This window comes from Pseudomonas sp. HLS-6 TE3448 (assembly GCF_053629555.1).
The window spans coordinates 4,295,981-4,310,760 of the sequence record NZ_JBRJIO010000001.1 but is presented as its reverse complement, the minus strand read 5'-3'; the positions used below and the strand labels follow the sequence as shown (position 1 = coordinate 4,310,760).

At 62.3% G+C, this 14,780-nt stretch carries 11 protein-coding genes and 1 pseudogene; all 12 read left to right on the top strand.

The window, feature by feature from the left end; genetic code table 11:
• The 12 genes and pseudogenes from AB7M23_RS19675 (at nucleotide 1) to AB7M23_RS19620 (ending at nucleotide 14,552) form a co-directional block, all read left to right on the top strand.
• Nucleotides 1-1,164, top strand: coding sequence for an acyl-CoA dehydrogenase family protein (locus tag AB7M23_RS19675; protein ID WP_099775136.1), 1,164 nt, complete (start codon nucleotides 1-3; stop codon nucleotides 1,162-1,164).
• 10 nt (nucleotides 1,165-1,174) lie between these two features.
• On the top strand, nucleotides 1,175-2,233 hold the full coding sequence (locus AB7M23_RS19670; RefSeq protein ID WP_099775135.1) for an acyl-CoA dehydrogenase family protein: 1,059 nt from the start codon (nucleotides 1,175-1,177) through the stop codon (nucleotides 2,231-2,233).
• A 3-nt stretch (nucleotides 2,234-2,236) separates the two neighbouring features.
• Complete coding sequence (locus AB7M23_RS19665; protein WP_099775134.1) at nucleotides 2,237-3,388, top strand: acetyl-CoA C-acetyltransferase; 1,152 nt, start codon at nucleotides 2,237-2,239, stop codon at nucleotides 3,386-3,388.
• A 69-nt stretch (nucleotides 3,389-3,457) separates the two neighbouring features.
• Entirely contained in the window at nucleotides 3,458-4,336 is an 879-nt protein-coding gene (locus AB7M23_RS19660; protein WP_454241777.1) for an SDR family oxidoreductase, read from the top strand.
• A 125-nt stretch (nucleotides 4,337-4,461) separates the two neighbouring features.
• Complete coding sequence (locus AB7M23_RS19655; RefSeq protein WP_454241776.1) at nucleotides 4,462-5,247, top strand: SDR family oxidoreductase; 786 nt, start codon at nucleotides 4,462-4,464, stop codon at nucleotides 5,245-5,247.
• A gap of 10 nt (nucleotides 5,248-5,257) precedes the next feature.
• Nucleotides 5,258-5,728, top strand: a complete 471-nt coding sequence (locus AB7M23_RS19650; protein ID WP_099775131.1) for a MaoC family dehydratase — start codon at nucleotides 5,258-5,260, stop codon at nucleotides 5,726-5,728.
• 8 nt (nucleotides 5,729-5,736) lie between these two features.
• Nucleotides 5,737-6,945, top strand: a complete 1,209-nt coding sequence (locus AB7M23_RS19645; RefSeq protein ID WP_454241775.1) for an acetyl-CoA C-acyltransferase — start codon at nucleotides 5,737-5,739, stop codon at nucleotides 6,943-6,945.
• A 147-nt stretch (nucleotides 6,946-7,092) separates the two neighbouring features.
• Nucleotides 7,093-8,067 (top strand): WD40/YVTN/BNR-like repeat-containing protein, encoded by a 975-nt coding sequence (locus AB7M23_RS19640; protein WP_454241774.1) that lies wholly within the window; start codon nucleotides 7,093-7,095, stop codon nucleotides 8,065-8,067.
• Between the two features lie 8 nt (nucleotides 8,068-8,075).
• On the top strand, nucleotides 8,076-10,487 hold the full coding sequence (locus AB7M23_RS19635; RefSeq protein ID WP_454241773.1) for an efflux RND transporter permease subunit: 2,412 nt from the start codon (nucleotides 8,076-8,078) through the stop codon (nucleotides 10,485-10,487).
• Between the two features lie 84 nt (nucleotides 10,488-10,571).
• Nucleotides 10,572-11,781, top strand: a pseudogene (locus AB7M23_RS19630) (LuxR C-terminal-related transcriptional regulator).
• 101 nt (nucleotides 11,782-11,882) lie between these two features.
• The gene (locus AB7M23_RS19625; protein ID WP_454241772.1) at nucleotides 11,883-13,295 is read left to right on the top strand and encodes a DUF1329 domain-containing protein; all 1,413 of its coding nucleotides are present in this window, start codon (nucleotides 11,883-11,885) and stop codon (nucleotides 13,293-13,295) included.
• Nucleotides 13,296-13,511: 216 nt separating this feature from the next.
• Entirely contained in the window at nucleotides 13,512-14,552 is a 1,041-nt protein-coding gene (locus AB7M23_RS19620; RefSeq protein WP_099775128.1) for a Rieske 2Fe-2S domain-containing protein, read from the top strand.
• The last annotated feature ends 228 nt before the right edge of the window (nucleotides 14,553-14,780 follow it).

Here is a 14,780-nt window from a genome sequence, read left to right as displayed (position 1 = left end):
ATGGAACTGACTTACACGCCAAAACAAAAAGCCTTCCGCGCCGAAGTCCGCGCGTGGTTGGCAGACAATCTGCCGCGTGAACCGCTGGCCAGCTACGACACCCGCGAAGGCTTTGAGCAGCACCGCGCCTGGGAGGCGAAGCTGTTTGACAGTCGCTGGTCGATGGTGATGTGGCCCTCTGAACTGGGGGGCCGTGGTTGCGACCTTATCGAGTGGCTGATCTTCGAGGAAGAGTACTACGGTGCCGGGGCGCCGATGCGCGTCAACCAGAACGGCCAGTTACTGCTGGGCCCCACGCTGATGGAGTTCGGCACCACCGAGCAGAAACAACGCTTTCTGCCGCGTATGGCGGCCAGTGCTGACATGTGGGCCCAGGGCTGGTCGGAGCCTAATGCCGGTTCTGATATGGCGGCGATCACCAGCAAGGCGGTACTTGAGGGTGAACACTACGTCATCAACGGTCAGAAAACCTGGTCTACCCGGGCGATCTTTGCCGACTGGCTGTTCGGACTGTTCCGCAGCGAACCGGGCTCCACCCGGCACCACGGCCTGTCGTTCCTGATGGTGCCGCTGAATGCGCCGGGGGTGAGTATTCGCCCGATCAAGGCCCTGAATGGCAAGGACGCGTTCGCCGAAGTGTTTTTCGACGACGTGCGGGTGCCGGTCGGCAACCGTATTGGTGCCGAGGGGCAAGGCTGGCATGTAGCGATGGCCACTGCCGGTTTTGAGCGCGGGTTGCTGCTGCGTTCACCGGCACGTTTCCAGCACACCGCCCGCAAGCTGGTCGAACTGTACAAGGCCAACCGCGAAAGCGCCGACCGCGACCCCGGCCTGCGTGATGCCGTGCTTGAGACCTGGATGGGCGCCGAGGCCTACGCATTGTCTGCGTACCACACCGTCGGTCGGCTGAGCCGGGGAGAGGCGATTGGTGCCGAGTCGAGCATCAACAAGATCATCTGGTCGGAACTGGACCTGAAGATGCACGAGACCGCCATGCGCATTCTCGGCGCGCGCGGTGAGCTGCTGGCCACTGCACCTGTCGCTGGCGATGCGGCGGGCTGGCTGGAGGGTTTCCTGTTCGCCCAGTCCGGGCCGATCTATGCCGGTACCAACGAAATCCAGCGCAACATCATTGCCGAGCGGATGCTCGGCTTGCCGAAGTAAGGAACAGGCCATGGACTTCACTTTTACCGATGACCAGCTTACGTTTCGCGAAGCCATCAGCCGTTTTCTGATGACCGAAGCTGCGCCGGAAATGCTCCGCGAAATCTGGGAAACCGATGCCGGGCGCTCGCCCGACCTGCGTAACAAGATCGCCGCCCAGGGCCTTACTGCACTGTCGGTGCCCGAAGCTGAAGGTGGCCTGGGCATGGATGACGTGGCGTGGGCCTTGATGACCCAGGAGTTGGGCTACTACGCCATTCCCGACTCCATGGCCGACACCGCTTATGTCGCCACGGGCCTGCTTGCAGGCCTGGCGCCAGCGCATCCGGCGCGTGCTCGCCTGCTGCCCCGTATCGCCGAGGGCACCTTGCGCCTGGCCATCGGTCACCCGGTCAACCCGCTGGTCAGCGATGCGCAACTGGCCGAGGTTCTGATCTTGCTTGATGGGGATGACATTCATGTCGTGCCGCGGGCGGAGGTTGATGTCGAGGCCAACCCGAGTATCGATGCCTCGCGGCGCCTGGGTCGGGTGACCTGGAACCCCAGCCCGGCAACATTGATCGCCAGCGCAGAGCAAGGGCGCGCCTTGCAGGCCCAGTTGCTCGACCGTGGCGCGTTGTCGGTGGCCGGGCAACTGCTGGGCTTGGCGCAACGCATGCTCGACCTGTCGGTTGACTACGTGGCCCAGCGCAAGCAGTTCGGCAAACCGATCGGCAGCTTTCAGGCGGTCAAGCACCACCTGGCTGATGTGGCCCGGCAAATCGAACAGGCCAAACCGGTGCTCTACCGTGCCGCCCATGGCCTGGCCCGGGGTGAGCGCAATGCCAGCCTCTGGGTCTCCCAGGCGCGCCTGGCCTGTTGTGAAGCGAGCTGGCTGGCGGCGCGCAAGGGTATCCAGGTGCATGGCGCCATGGGGTACACCTGGGAAGTCGATTTGCAGATGTTCATGAAACGCGCCTGGTCGCTCGACGCATCCTGGGGTGACCGTGCCTTCCACAAGTCGCGTGTCAGCGACTACCTGTTCGCCGACGGCGCCCGACTCGGGCCAGGGCATACCTTCGAGGAGTGATTCATGGCACAAGCCTATATTGTCGATGCGCTGCGCAGCCCGACCGGCAAGCGCAAAGGGGCGCTGTCGGAGGTTCACGCGATTGATCTGGGTGCCCACGTGCTCAAGGCACTGGTGGCGCGCAACGTCATTCCCGGCGAAGACTATGACGATGTGATTTTTGGCTGCGTCGATACCATCGGCTCACAGGCCGGGGATATCGCCCGCACCAGTTGGCTGGCTGCCGGGTTGCCGCTGAACGTGCCGGGTACCACGGTCGATCGCCAGTGCGGTTCGTCGCAGCAGGCGCTGCATTTTGCCGCGCAGGCGGTGATGAGTGGCACCCAGGACGTTGTTGCCGTGGGTGGTGTGCAAACCATGACGCGCATCCCGATTTCCTCGGCGATGCTGGCCGGGCAGGCGCTGGGTTTTGCTGACCCGTTCTCCGGTAGCGAAGGCTGGCGCTCGCGTTTCGCCAACCAGCCGGTCAACCAGTTCTACGCCGCGCAGCGTATCGCCGACCATTGGCAGATCAGCCGCGAGCAGATGGAAGTGTTCGCCCTGCAGAGCCATCACCGCGCCTTGGCGGCCATCGAGAGTGGGCGCTTTGCCCGCGAGATCGTCGCCTGCCAGGGGCTGCAGCATGATGAAACACCGCGCCTGACCAGCCTGGAAAAAATGGCCGAGCTGCAACCGGTAGACCCGCAGTTTCCTTCGATCACCGCTGCCGTCTCCAGCCAGACCTGTGATGCCTCGGCCGCCTTGCTGGTGGTGTCGGAGGCCGCCCTCAAGCGCTACGACCTGACGCCACGGGCACGTATTCATCACCTCACGGTGTTGGGTGATGACCCGATCTGGCATTTGACCGCCCCGATTGCGGCGACGCGCCACGCCCTGAAAAAGGCCGGCATGCGCATGGCTGATATCGACCGGGTGGAGATCAACGAGGCCTTTGCGTCGGTGGTCATGGCTTGGGCCAAGGAGCTGGATTACGACCCGGCGCAGACCAACGTCAACGGCGGCGCCATCGCCCTTGGCCATCCACTGGGCGCCACCGGAGCACGGTTGATGACCACCTTGCTGCACGAACTGGAGTGCAGCGGTGGCCGTTATGGCCTGCAAACCATGTGCGAAGGCGGTGGCCAGGCCAACGTCACCATCATCGAGCGCCTGTAGTCCCGTTCCCTCAATCAATCCGTGCCGCCGCCCTCAGGGCGGGCGGCCTTGCAGTCAAAGGAGTCAAACATGGCTATTTGCACAGACCGCACCGTGATCATTACCGGTGCTGGCGGTGGGCTTGGTCGCGCCTACGCGTTGGCGTTCGCCGCGCAAGGCGCCAATGTGGTGGTTAACGATATCCGTGCCGACGCGGCGCAGGATGTTGCTGGCGAGATCCGCGCCAGTGGCGGCCAGGCCATCGCCAACAGCGACGACATTACAACCCTGGACACCGCTCAGCGTATCGTCGACGCCGCGTTGGCGGCCTTCGGTGAGGTGCATGTACTGGTCAACAATGCCGGGGTGTTGCGCGACCGAATGTTTATCAGCCTCTCGGAAGAGGACTGGGACACGGTGATGCGTGTTCACCTCAAGGGGCATTATTGCCTGGCAAACCTGTTGGGGCGTCGTTGGCGCGACCAGGCCAAGGCGGGAACCCCGGTCGCTGGGCGGATCATCAACACCAGCTCCGGTGCCGGCCTGCAGGGCTCGATCGGGCAGTCGAACTATTCCGCAGCCAAAGGGGGAATCGCCGCACTGACCCTGGTGCAGGCCGCTGAGCTGGCTCGATATGGGGTCACCGCCAACGCCCTGGCACCGGCGGCACGGACGTCCATGACCGAGAGCGCCATGCCCGACGTGGTGAAAAAGCCCGAGGACGGCAGCTTCGATGCCTGGGCGCCGGAAAACGTCGCCCCGCTGGTGGTCTGGCTCGGCAGCCTTGAATCGTCCCATGTCACGGGGCAGGTCTTCGAGAGCCAGGGCGGGCGAATCTCCCTCGGCGATGGCTGGCGCACCGGCACCACCCGTGACAAGGGCGGGCTTTGGCAGGTCGAGGAAATTGGCCCCGTCGTCGATGCGATTCTTGCTGAAGCGCCTGCGGCCCAGCGTGTCTGGGGCAGTTGAATCGGGGGCCGTTGAAGCGGCCCTGAAATGGCCGCTTCATGCGGCCATACCCCGTTTTGACGATGTGCCCGCCGGGGCGGCGCTTTATACCTGACAGCGTATTGATTTCTTCGGAGGTAATCGCTGTGAAACAAGCTCCCCCTTATGTACCCGGCCATCAACTGCTGGCCGGCAAGTCCGTACTGATTACCGCCGCTGCGGGTGCGGGTATCGGTTATTCGGCGGCCCGCCGCAGCGCCGAAGAGGGCTGCCGGGCATTGATGATTTCGGATGTGCACCCGCGCCGCCTGGAAGAGGCGGTGGAGCGGCTCAAGGCCGAGACGGGTTTACAGGCCATTTACGGCCAACTGTGCAATGTCACGGTAGAGGAAGAGGTTCAGGCCTTGGTCGACAGCGCCGAAACCCTGCTGGGTGGTGTCGATGTGCTGATCAACAACGCCGGCCTCGGTGGCCAGAAGCGGCTGGTCGACATGAGCGACGAGGAATGGTCGCGGGTACTCGACGTGACGCTTACCGGCACCTTCCGCATGACCCGCGCCATGCTCCCGCACATGCAGCGGCGTGGTGCTGGTGCCATCGTCAACAACGCTTCGGTACTGGGCTGGCGCGCCCAGAAAGATCAGGCGCATTACGCCGCCGCCAAGGCCGGGGTGATGGCCCTGACCCGTTGCAGCGCCCTGGAGGCTGCGGAATTCGGGGTTCGGATCAACGCTGTCTCGCCTTCGATTGCCCTGCACGACTTTCTCAAGAAAGCCTCCAGCGAGGAGCTGCTTGCCCGTCTTGCGGACCGCGAGGCCTTTGGTCGTGCGGCAGAAGTCTGGGAAGTGGCCAACGTGATGATGTTCCTGGCCAGCGACTACGCCTCCTACATGGTTGGCGAAGTGTTGTCCGTCAGTTCGCAGCAGGCCTGAGGAGTCCGTGATGAGTCATACCTTCAGCAGCGCCCAGGCGTTGCTCGAGGCCGAGGGCCTCGATCTTGGCTACACCGAATGGCTGAGCATCAGCCAGGAGCGGATCAACCTGTTTGCCGAAGCCACGGGCGATCACCAGTGGATTCATGTCGATCCCGTGCGTGCCGCCAGCGGCCCTTTCGGCGTTTGTATCGCCCACGGCTACCTGACCCAGGCACTGGCGAACCTGTTCATGCCGCAGTTGCTCACCCTCGAAAACATGGCGATGGGCGTCAACTATGGCAGTGACCGGGTGCGCTTTCCCGCGCCGGTCAAGGTCGGTTCGCGTGTACGCGGGCATGGCGTCATTGTGCGCGCCGAGCAACTTGGCGAAGCCGTGCAACTGGTGGTGCGCATCACCGTGGAAATCGAGGGCGAAGCGCGCCCTGGCTGCGTGGTGGACACCATCAGCCGTTACACCTTCAACCCTATTGCCGAGTGAGCCTGTTCATGGACCTGAATGAAGTTGTGATTGTCGCCACCGCGCGTACTGCGCTGGCCAAGTCTTTCCGTGGATCGTTCAACGACACCGAGGCCCCTGTGCTGGGCGGCCATGTGGTACGTGCCGTGGTCGAACGGGCCGGTATCGAAGCTGAGGCGGTAGAGGATGTAATCATGGGCGCTGCCGTGCAGCAGGGCACCCAGGCCTACAACATCGGTCGTCTGTGTGCCTATACCGGTGGTTTGCCGGACACTGTGCCTGGCATGGCCCTGGACCGCATGTGCGCATCAGGCCTGATGAGTATTGGTGTCGCCGCCAAGGGCATCATGACCGGCGAGATGAGTATTGCCATTGCTGGCGGCGTCGAGTCGCTGTCCCTGACCCAGACCAAGCACAAGAACACCTACCGTGCCCAGTCCGAGGCGGTGCTGGAGGTGATGCCCAGTGCTTACATTCCAATGCTGGAAACGGCCGAAATTGTTTCGCGTCGCTATGGCATCAGCCGGGCTGCGCAGGATGAGTATGCCTTGCAGAGTCAACTGCGCACTGCGGCCGCGCAGCGTGACGGGCTGTTCGACGATGAAATCGTCGGCCTGACGGTCGACAAACTGTGTTTCGACGAGGCGGGCCAACCTAGCGGGCATACCCGGGTGTTGGTCGAGCGCGATGAGTGCAACAGGCCAGGTACCCGTCTGGAGGACCTGACGGCGCTCAAGCCGGTCTGGAAAGACGGCAAATGGGTCGCACAGGGCGAGTTTATTACCGCGGGCAACGCCTCGCAGTTCTCTGACGGCGCCTCGGCAAGCCTGTTGATGAGCCGTGCGCAAGCCCGGCACCGTGGGCTTACGCCGCTGGGCATCTATCGCGGGATCGCCGTCGGCGGTTGCGCACCCGAAGAAATGGGCATTGGCCCGGTGGTGGCGATCCCTCGCTTGCTCAAGCGCTTTGGCCTGAGCGTGGCGGACATTGGCTTGTGGGAAATCAACGAGGCCTTTGCTTGCCAGGTGTTGCATTGCCGGGACGCGCTGGGCATCCCGGCCGAGCGCTTGAACGTCAATGGCGGGGCCATTGCCATTGGCCATCCGTTCGGCATGTCGGGCGCTCGTATGGTCGGTCACGCCTTGCTCGAAGGCCGCCGTCGCGGCGTGCGTTACGTGGTCGTGGCCATGTGCATTGGTGGCGGCATGGGTGCTGCCGGCTTGTTCGAGCTGCCGTGATCGCCAACGAACCCGGCCGAGCGCTCTGACTAGGCCGTTTGGACGATGTAGCACGGGCGGGGCGGTCTGATGATCCTTCAAACAAAATCAAGAGGATCGCCCCATGATGCCCGTCCCGTGCCCCTGCGTTTCGCCATGGAGTCCAGTATGCGCCAGCTGATTGGATACGCCATGAGCGCCATCATCATCGCTGCGGTGGCCTTTGCCTTCTCGCCGCGTAACCCCACACCGTTGGCGATCACCCGGATCAATGCCGACCGGGTTCAGGTCAACGCCTTGCTGGCCAATGGTTCGCAACTGATCGCGGTGGGCGAGCGTGGCACGATTCTGACCAGCACCGACAGCGGCCTGTCCTGGCAAACCAGCCAGGTGGCTGCCGGGCGTGAGGCGACCCTCACCGGGGTCATTGCCCTGAGCCCCGAGGTACTGGTCGCGGTTGGCCATGATGGCTGGATCCTGCGTTCAAGCGACAGCGGCAAGACCTGGCAGGAGATGCGCTATGACGCACAGCTGGGTGAGCCGTTACTGGGTGTGTGGAGTGGCGACGGCAAGCACGTGGTCGCCTATGGCAGCTACGGCAAGTACCTGGAGTCGAGTGATGCCGGCGAACACTGGACGCCCCGTGACATGCCGGGCGAGGGCGCGCATTTCAATGGCCTGGACGGCGGCGCTGATGGCCGGCAGATGCTGGTGGGCGAGCAGGGGCTGGTGCTGCGATCCAGTAATGGCGGGCAAGACTGGCAGAGCCTGACGCCGTTCTACAACGGCTCGCTGTTTGGCGTGGTGCGCTTGTCGGCCTCCCGCTGGCTGGCGTACGGCATGCGCGGGCATGTCTTTATCAGTACCGATTTCGGGGACAGCTGGAGCCAGGTCGATATTGGCAGCAGCCAGCCAATTTATGGCCATGCGTTGTTGCCCCAGCACGCTGGCCTGGTGCTGGTCGGTGCCGGTAGCCGGCTGATCCGACTGGATGCCGACGGCGCGTTGGTCGACAGCGCTCAACGGGCTGGCTTGGGCACCTTGACCTCGGCGGTGGTGCTCAACCCCCGTCGTTTGCTGGTGGCCGGGGAGCGTGGGGTATTTCAGGGCGCAGACGGTGGTCTTGCCGCCGTTGCACAGTGAGAAGGCATATGACACAGACTACAGGTTGGATCGAACGCCGCGTGCAAGACTGCGCGGACGTATTGCTGAACCATCGACGCTGGTGGCTGGGGCTGTTCATGCTGGTGACGGTGGCCCTGGGCTATAGCGCAACCCAGGTGCGGCTGGACCCCGGGTTCAACAAACAGATTCCGGTACGCCACGAGTACATGTTGAGCTTCCTGGACTTCAGTCGGGTGTTCACGGGCGCCAACCGGTTGCTGGTGAACGTGCACTGGAAGGGCGAGGGTGACATCTATAACCCGGAGTTTCTTCGGGTGCTGCAGCAGGTTACCGATGACGTGTTCTTCATTTCCGGGGTCAGCCGCCCGAGTGTGACCTCGCTGTTTACCCCGAACGTGCGCTATGTCGAGATCACCGAAGAAGGGTATGTCGGTGACCTGGTGGTACCGCCGCAATACGCCGGTACCGATGAGGACCTGCAGAAGGTCCGCAGCAATGCCGCCCGCGCCGGGCAGGTTGGCCGGCTGCTGGCCAACGATCAGCGCTCGGCCATGGTGCGGGCCGACTTGCAGGACACCGACCCGAAAACCGGGCAGCCGGTGTCCTATGTCGAAATCGCCAAGCGCCTCGAAGAGATCCGGGCCAAATACAACAGCCCGACCATCGAGATCAACGTGGTGGGGTTCGCCAAGTTGGTCGGAGATGTGGTCGAAGGGCTCAATACCGTCATGCTGTTCTTTGTCGTGGCGTTCATCATCACCGCATTGCTGCTCTGGGCTTACTCGCGTTCCTTGTCATTGACCGTCGTGGCCCTGATCGTAGCGCTGTTGCCCGTGGTCTGGTTGCTCGGGCTGCTGCCACTGTTGGGGCTGGGCATCGACCCGATGTCCGTGCTGGTGCCGTTCCTGATCTTCTCCATTGGCGTGTCCCATGCGGTACAGATGACCAACGCCTGGAAGCAGGACGTGCTGGCCGGCAGTTCCTCGCTGCAGGCGGCGCGCTCGGCGTTCTGCAAGATCTTCATTCCAGGGTCCCTGGCGCTGCTGATGAATGCCCTGGGTTTTGCGGTGATCATGCTGATCGATATCCCCATCGTGCATGAATTGGGGGTGACTGCCTGCATGGGCGTAATGTTGATGATCATCACCAACAAGATGATGTTGCCACTGATCATTTCTCATTTGTCCCTGGGATCGTCTGCGCGTGCAGCACGACCGACGCATGACGAAGCTCGCCACCCATTGTGGTGGCGGTTGTCGGCGCTGGCTGAGCCGCGTCCGGCACTGGTGGTGTTCGCCATCAGCCTGGTGTTGCTCGGCTTCGGCGTGTTCAAGGCGCGGGAACTGGCGGTCGGCGACATTGGCCCGGGTGCCCCTGAGCTGCGCGCCGACTCGCGCTACAACCAGGACAACCAGCGCATTATCGACAGCTACTCGATCGGCCTGGATGTGCTGGCGGTCTTCCTGCAGACCCAGGGTATCGACGAAGCCTGCCTGAACCCGGGTGTCATGCGTGCGGTCGAGGCCTTTGACTTCCAGATGCGCAATGTCGCGGGCGTGCAGTCGGTGCAGAGCGTTGCCGGCATGGGCAAGGAAATGATTGCCGGCAATAACGAAGGGAACCCGCGCTGGTCGGCCATCCCGGGTTCGTCGCGCGGCTTGCAGCAGGGTTCGATGGCCTATTCACCGGATTCCGGGCTGGTCACCGATGGTTGCAAGCGCATGCAGATCCTGGTGTTCCTCAATGACCATGAGGGCGCGACGGTGTTCCATGTGGTCAATGAGGCCAAGCGGATTATCGCCGGTATCCGGGCCCCTGGGGTTGAGTTCAAGCTGGCTGGCGGCAACATCGGGGTCATGGCAGCCTCCAACGAAGCGGTGAAACGTGCCGAAGTGTGGATGCTCGCGGCGTTGTTCTGCTCGGTGGCGTTTTTCTGCCTGCTGACCTTCCGTTCGTTGCGCGCAGTGCTGTGCATTCTAGTGCCGATGGGCATCGTGGCGATTCTTTGCAATGCGCTGATGGCCATGCTCGGTATTGGCCTGAAAGTCGCCACCTTGCCGGTGATGGCGCTGGGCGTCGGGGTCGGGGTGGACTACGGCATTTACTTGTATGAGCGCATCCAGCATGAAATGGCTGAGGGCCGGGACCTGCGTCATGCCTTTTATCGCGCCATGTGCCAGCGTGGCACGGCAGCGGTGTTCACCGCCCTGACCATGTCGATCGGGGTTGGTACCTGGGCCTTTGCCCCCCTCAAGCTGCAGGCCGACATGGGCATTTTGCTGGCGTTCATGTTCCTGGTGAATGTCTTTGGCGCCATCTTCCTGTTGCCCGCGCTTGCGGCCTGGTTCAATCGTGGCCGGCCACTGGTTGCTGTGAAAGCCGCTTCACTCGGCACCAAGGCGTCGCCGCCGTTCTCCGGTGTGCTCGCAGGTCGTTAAGCGCGCAGCTAACCCATCACAATAAAAAATCATGCAGGCCCTGGTGGTTCAGACCACCACAGGGCCTGCGCTTGGGGAGTGTCTATGCAAACTAGCGTGCCCAATACTCAGGTCCTGGCGGAAATGGGGCTTGAGTTGGCCGAATACGAACAGATCATCGGCAATATGTACGATTCGGCCCTGGATACCCGCCACATGACCGAATCGCTGCAGCAGATCCGGACATTGTTCCAGGCCAATTTCGTCACGCTGATCCTGCGGGTGATGGATGAGCCGTTCCTGTCGCCGATGATGGTCGCCGGCGATATCGAACTGGGGGAGGGTGGGATCAACCATTACGCGTACTACGCCAAGTCCACGTTGTTCAACAACCTGCCCACGGATCAGGTGTTCACCATTGATGACCTGATGAGCGATGCCGAGTGGGTCAGTTCATCGTTCTACCTGCTGTTTTGCGAGCCCTACGGCTGCTACCAGATGCTAGGCGCCGACATCGGCATGCCCGATGGCGGCACCTTGCGTTTCCGCATCAACCGGCCCAAGGACCACCCGCGTTTTTCGGCCGCCGAACGGGCCATGTGCGCGATGTTGCTGCCGCATTTGCGTCGCGCCTTGCACATGCACTCATTGCTGGACCGCAGCGAGTCGCTGGGTAGCCTGTACTCGCAGACCATCAGCCGCTTGTCGGTGGCGACGATTGTGCTCGACGAGGGCGGCAACGTACTGCAACTGAACCCGGTGGCGCGGGAGATCCTCGACAGTAATGACGGCCTCAAAGTGGTCGGTGGGCCGGCTGGAGGCCACCTACCCGAGCGATAACCGAGAGCTACTGCGGCTGGTGCGCAATGCGTTCCTGCGGGCCAGGCAAGGCGGCGATGTGTTGCAAGGAGCCGAGGCGATGTCGATCTCCCGGCCATCCGGGCAGGTCAGCCTGGGGGTCGTGGTGGAACTGATCCCGTCACAGGAACTGGTCGAGGGCAAGGGCAAGCCCACGGTCATGGTGTATGTGCGTGATGCCGTGAGCAAATCGCTGGTCAGCAATGCAGTGACCTCGCAGCTCTACAACCTCACGCCGGCAGAGACGGCGCTGGCGCTGGAGCTGGCCAACGGCCTGTCGTTGGAGGAAGCCTCCGAGACCCTGAACATCCGCCGCAATACGGCACGGGCGCACCTGCGCTCGATTTTCTCCAAGACCGGTGTGCGGCGCCAGACCGAACTGGTGCGGATCATGCTCAACAGCGTTGTTGCACTGGGTAAGCCGGGCGCGTTACCGGTGGCGGTAAGCGTTGGCTAGCGTGTCGCCGTAAAAATGCGTTAGTCCGTGCGGACGATGCTCCTGGCTCCATTGGCTGCTGATACTGAGGGACCGCTATCGGTAACCAAGGAGAATAAGAAATGACCGGCAGTAATCTGGCCTCTCGTTGTTCTGTTTCGCGGACTGCCAATGTCACGCATAGGTGGACGTTAGCGCTGTTGCTGGGGTGCAGTGTGATTGGCACGGCCAGTGCGGCGCCGGAAGATCTGGCACGCCTGGGCAAGGATCTGACCTGTTTGGGGGCTGACAAGAGCGGTAACGCCGACGGCAGCATCCCGCCGTACAGTGGCAAGTGGCTGGGGGTTCCGCCGCATGTCGACTTCAAGGGTACTGGCAACCACCCGGTTGACCCTTACCCGGACGAAAAACCGCTGTTCGTGATCACCGCAGCCAACCTGGCGCAATACAGTGACTACTTGTCCGACGGGCAGAAAGCCTTGTTCAAGCTTTACCCCGCAACCTTCAACATGCCGGTCTATCCGTCGCACCGGGACTTCCGCGTCCCCGACTCGGTGTGCCAGGCGACCCGCGAGAACGCCAGCGTTGCCCGCCTGGTCGATGACGGAGAGGGTGTGGTCGGCAAAACCGGCGGTACGCCGTTCCCGGTACCCCGCAGTGGCCTGGAACTGCTGAAGAACGCCTCGACCTTCACCCTGCGTGCCTGGACCGAGGAATACACCTCCGACAACGCCTACGTGCTCAAGGACGGCAACATCAACTGGGGTCGCGTGCATTCACGCAACCTGGCGCCGGCACTGGAGCCGGGCAAGATCGGTGACACCGTTGGCAACTCCTCGTTCTACTTGAACGAAACCTTGCTGCCGCAGCGTGACAAGGGCGAGATCAACACCGGTACCGAATTCTGGAACGACAAGACCGAACCCCGCCAGAGCTGGCGCTACGACCCGGGCACCCGCCGCGTGCGGCAGTCGCCGGGGTATGGCTTCGACATGTCGTTCCCGGGCAGTGGTGGTTCGATCACCGTCGACGAGGTACGCCTGTTCAACGGTTCGGGGCAACGCTATGACTGGAAGATCGTCGGCAAGCGCGAGATGTACATCCCCTACAACGCCTACCGGCTGCACGCCTCTAACCTGAAGTACGCCGACCTGCTCACCCCAGGCCACATCAACCCGCAGGCCATGCGCTACGAGCGCCACCGCGTGTGGGAGCTGGAAGGCACCCTCAAGCCGGGTTACCGCCATCTGTATGGCAAGCGCAAGTTGTACATCGATGAAGACACCTGGTTCCCGATGCTTGCGGACAACTACGACAACCGTGGCGAGCTGTGGCGTACCTCGATGGTCAACTACTTCTATGCCTACGAAAGCCAGGCACAGCAAGCGGGTGTGGGGCTTTACCACGACCTCAACGCGGGCAGCTACCTGGCCTTCAACCTGATCAACGAGCAGCGCAACGGCTATCAACTGAACAAGCCAGGCTTCAGCCCGCGCGACTTTGGCCCGGAGGCCGCACGTCGCTTCGGTCAGTAGTGCTTGAGTGGGGCGCCGTTCAGGCGCTTCGCCTGCAGTGTGGTGACAGGGGCGAATCCATCATGGGGTGGCGTGTTGAGAGTCGATCTCGCTTGATCTAGTCCAATTGGAGGATGAGCACCTTGCTCAGGCTGCTCAATGATGTCTGCCATGGATTCACCCTGTTTTTTCAGGGGGTATTGCTCCCCCAGAGTTTCCAACAGAGGAACAACAACAATGACGAAACTCGCTGAACTCTCGATCGAGAACGCCCAGCGTACTCACCGTTATGCCCGTGGCTGGCACTGCCTGGGCGTGGCCGACGATTACCGCGATGGCAAGCTGCACACCCTGAATATCTTTGGCACCCGTCTGGTGGCGTTTGCTAACAGCGAGGGCGCGATCAGCATTCTTGACGCCCATTGCCCGCACATGGGCGCCGACCTGTCCCAGGGCACCATCGAGAACGATACCGTGGTGTGCCCCTTCCACCATTGGAAGTACGACACCACCGGCAAGTGCGTCGAAATCCCTTACTGCAAGCGTATTCCGCCCAAGGCCAAGACCCGCAGTTGGCTGACCTGCGAGGAGAACAACCTGCTGTTCGTCTGGAACAACCCTGAGGGGCGTCCGCCGAAAGACGGCGTGATCATCCCGCACCTGGCCGAGATGGACGATCCCGAGTGGATTCACGACTGGAACATCGACACCATGCTGATCGAAACCAACCCGCGCGAGTTGGTCGACAACCTGGTGGACGCCCAGCACTTCGGGCCTGTGCATGGCACCCCGACCAAATATTTCGCCAACGTCTTTGAAGGGCATATCGGCCGGCAGATTTTCCATGGCGATTCCGAGCGCCTGGGCGGTGACTTGATCGCGCCGTCGGCCTACTACGGTCCTGCTACCCACTTCACTCACCTGAGCTCGATGTTCGGTGACGTTCGAGTGCATGCCATTCTGCTCAACAGCCACGTGCCCGTGACCCCGGACAGCTTTGAGCTGCGCTTTGGTTGCATGGTCAAGCGGATACCGGGCTGGAGCGAGGAGCAGAACCTCGAAGTGGCCAAGGCCTATGTCATGGGTAACCGCGCCTCGTTCTACCAGGACGTGGACATCTGGAAGCACAAGATCCGTATCGACAAGCCGGTACTGGCGGAAAACGACGGCCCGGTGTACCAGCTGCGCGAGTGGTACCAGCAGTTCTTCACCGATGAAGACCTGGTGCCCGCGAGCATGGCCGAGCGTCGTGAGATCGTCACTGTCGACGAGCGCTGAGTTGTAGCGGGGCCGTGAACGGCGAGCGGGCAATGCGTGCTTGCCGTTTGACGGGCTCCGGCCAGGGAGGGTGAACCTGTACTTCGTCACGTTGTAACGACGTAGGTCCGAATCAAAGGTCACGAGAAAGCCGACAATGAAAATAAAAAGCCTTCTAGCCTATTCCGTTCCTCTGTTGATCCTGCTTTTCCTGGTGTTCACCGTGCTTGTCTCGGTGCCACCGGAAGC

Bases quoted from the DNA above. Each gene is read 5' to 3' on its own strand.
- AB7M23_RS19650 (WP_099775131.1), top strand. From the start codon at position 5,258: ATGAGTCATACCTTCAGCAGCGCCCAGGCGTTGCTCGAGGCCGAGGGC.
- AB7M23_RS19660 (WP_454241777.1), top strand. From the start codon at position 3,458: ATGGCTATTTGCACAGACCGCACCGTGATCATTACCGGTGCTGGCGGT.
- AB7M23_RS19635 (WP_454241773.1), top strand. From the start codon at position 8,076: ATGACACAGACTACAGGTTGGATCGAACGCCGCGTGCAAGACTGCGCG.
- AB7M23_RS19625 (WP_454241772.1), top strand. From the start codon at position 11,883: ATGACCGGCAGTAATCTGGCCTCTCGTTGTTCTGTTTCGCGGACTGCC.
- AB7M23_RS19620 (WP_099775128.1), top strand. From the start codon at position 13,512: ATGACGAAACTCGCTGAACTCTCGATCGAGAACGCCCAGCGTACTCAC.
- AB7M23_RS19665 (WP_099775134.1), top strand. From the start codon at position 2,237: ATGGCACAAGCCTATATTGTCGATGCGCTGCGCAGCCCGACCGGCAAG.
- AB7M23_RS19670 (WP_099775135.1), top strand. From the start codon at position 1,175: ATGGACTTCACTTTTACCGATGACCAGCTTACGTTTCGCGAAGCCATC.
- AB7M23_RS19675 (WP_099775136.1), top strand. From the start codon at position 1: ATGGAACTGACTTACACGCCAAAACAAAAAGCCTTCCGCGCCGAAGTC.
- AB7M23_RS19645 (WP_454241775.1), top strand. From the start codon at position 5,737: ATGGACCTGAATGAAGTTGTGATTGTCGCCACCGCGCGTACTGCGCTG.
- AB7M23_RS19640 (WP_454241774.1), top strand. From the start codon at position 7,093: ATGCGCCAGCTGATTGGATACGCCATGAGCGCCATCATCATCGCTGCG.